Source organism: Candidatus Aquicultor sp., from assembly GCF_054640775.1.
The window spans coordinates 1-2,868 of record NZ_JBTSLF010000290.1; the positions used below are offsets into that span (position 1 = coordinate 1).

General features: G+C 40.7%; 3 protein-coding genes. All 3 read left to right on the top strand.

The features are described 5' to 3' along the window. Positions 1–1,016, top strand: a 1,016-nt coding sequence (locus ACYC56_RS14310) for a glycosyltransferase family 2 protein (RefSeq protein ID WP_461374846.1), incomplete at its 5' end; no start/stop codon positions are given. Between the two features lie 104 nt (positions 1,017–1,120). Next, on the top strand, positions 1,121–1,468 hold the full coding sequence (locus ACYC56_RS14315; RefSeq protein ID WP_461374847.1) for a hypothetical protein: 348 nt from the start codon (positions 1,121–1,123) through the stop codon (positions 1,466–1,468). Further along, positions 1,459–2,868 (top strand): polysaccharide deacetylase family protein (locus ACYC56_RS14320; RefSeq protein ID WP_461374848.1); only part of this gene is annotated, 1,410 nt, incomplete at its 3' end. The genes ACYC56_RS14315 and ACYC56_RS14320, both read left to right, overlap by 10 nt.

Consider the following 2,868-nt stretch of genomic DNA (forward strand, 5'->3'; position numbering starts at 1 on the left):
TTAACGACGGATCGACTGACGATACAGCAACTGTTGGCGGTGGTCTCGTCGGCTATAAAAAAGGCAGAAGCGGAATGGTGAAAGTCTCTCTAATCAACAAACCTAACGGTGGAAAAGCCAAAGCATTGAATGCAGGAATTCAATATTCGGAGGCGCAGTTTGTTTTGTGCATGGACGGTGATTCCCAATTAACACCTAACACATTACGAATGGCTGTTAGACATTTTGTTGATCCAAATGTTGGGGCTGTTGCCGGAAATGTTAAAGTTCAAAATAGAAAAAGAGTTCTTACCGATTTGCAAGCGCTTGAGTATTTGGAAGGATTGAATATGGCTCGCAGTGCGCAAGGGTTTGCGCAAATGGTAAACATAATTCCGGGTCCGATAGGACTATTCAGAAGAACAGCTTTACGAGATTCGGGCTTTTATTCCAGCGACACATTTGCCGAAGATGCTGATGTAACATTGAAAATTCTTGCGAGCGGTTGGAGAATTGCCTATGAGCCAAATGCGATCGCTTATACTGAAGCCCCTGTTACAATACAGCAACTTCTAAAACAGAGATACAGATGGACAAGAGGAATACTTCAGGCTATCAGAAAACACAAGAGATACCTTATCAATCCGGCAGTGAATTTTAATAACAGTATGATTCTTTGGACTATGTTTTACGAAGCTCTGGTTTGGCCTGCAATGAACATTTTTGTGAACCTTTATTTTATTATTGTTGCATTGTTCTATGGCTTGTCGAGTTTTATCTTCCTTTGGTGGGTGGGAATCGCGGTTTTAGATATGATGGCAGCCGTTTATTGTATAGCCACTGAAAAAGAGGAATTCCGATTGGTTCCTTACGCAATAATTTATCGGGTAGTATTCATACTTTTAATAGATGTTACAAAGGCAATGGCTACTGTCGAGGAGTTCCTGGGTATTAGAATGACCTGGGGTAAGTTGGAAAGAACCGGAATGGCAAGTGGAACATCAAAAGTTGCTGCTCAGTCTGCAGCATCAAAGTAAATTTTTATTTATTAGAGGTTAATATGGAATTAATTCCAATACTTTCTTTAATAATTCTGGTTGCGACTATTTCAACATTTATTCTTGCCGTAGGTGCATACATTTTGTATAAGGTACGGGAGAGGAAAGGTATCACCGCCCAAGCCGCGCAGCCGGCCGCAATTCCTGCCGAGCTAGTTACGCCAGCACCTCTTATAACTGAGCAGAGAATGACGCCGGAAAGACGTACGTTTGAAGCTCAAACGTATCAGCAGGAACCTACGCGTGAGTCATCGCGCGGACCGGAATTGAAACCGACGTTTGTTGGCTCGGCTCCGACATATGAGCAGAGACCGGCTACTGAATCCGAAAGAGCGACGGGCAGAAAGAAGTTTGTTCGATATACGAACGAAGGTTATGTAGAACCAACGCGTCCAGACAAAAAACAAGAGGATAATTTAAGGTGGCGGTAAAAACCCTTAAAGGCTTACGAGTAAATTATCTAATAATTTTTCTCAGCGGCTTAGTATTATTAATTACTGCTATTCTCGTTTTTTTGCTCATAGTAAAAAATATTTACGGAAATTATGAGCTCAAAGAAATATTGCCCACAAAGAACAACCTAAAATTTACTTCTGCTGAGAAAAAAGGTAAGGCAGCCATTCTTTATTCCCAATATACCGAGAACATGCTTCCAGCTGGTAGCACATGGCTTAGAGATAACGTTGACACTTGGAAAAGATTTATTAAGAACGCCAAAATGGATTACGATATTATTTCCGATCAGACAATTGAACTAGGTCAGCACTATGAATATAAACTTTTGATTCTTCCAGGATCAAAAGCATTGAGTGATAAAGAAATTATTCAAATAAAACGATATGTAGAAAACGGCGGGAGTGTATTCGTTACCGGCGGACCGGCTACTTATTCGGATGAAGCAAAATGGAGAGGTTGGGATTTCTTTACCGAGTTGTTCGGAATGAAATTCAACAAAGAAATTAAGCCGGAAGAAACATATAAAGTTCACACGTTACGTGGAAACCTGCCGCTTACAGCAGGAATCCCCACCGGTTACGCGCTGAAAATTGCAACATGGGATAGACCAATCTATGCCGAAGTGCTCGAGCCCAGAACAACACAAGTAAGTTTTTGGTATGATTTCCGTAAAGAAGCGGGATTGGTTCACGAAGAAATTCAGAAGAGTGCAGGAATTGCTTACGGCTCTTACGGTAAAGGGCGATTCGTTTGGTATGGTTTTGAACTTAATTCCGTGATTGGTGCGCAGAAAGATTACGTTTACTTCGAAAAACTTTTTAATAACTCCGTTAACTGGCTCATTTATCAACCTACGGCATTTGTTAAAGATTGGCCTCAGCAGTATGATGCAGCAATGCTTTTCATACCAACAATTAGCGAACAGCCCGGAAACATTTCAAATCTTAATTCGGTTCTAAACTATAATAACGTTCCCTTTACTTTTTTTGTTAATGCCGATGTTGCCAGAAAAAATCCGGGACTGGTGAGATCGTTGGCTTCCAAAGGCGATTTAGGAGCTATCGTTGACATAGGTTTTTTGGAATCTCCCGAAGACACGGTTAATAAATTATATAGCAAGGATTCGCAAACTTCAGGATTGAAATACGCCGCCGATACATTGAAAAAAATAACCGGCAAAAGAATAAAGGCTTTTATGCCGTTGAACGGATACTATGATGATAACACAATGCAGGCAATGTCATCCTTGGGTTATGATTTCTTGTTAACGGATTCGCTTACGGATCGTTCTGTCCCGGAAATTAAGTTTAGAAATAACAAAGCAATCATGGTTATCACTAAAACAGCAAGAGATGATTATGAGGTAGTGCGTAAC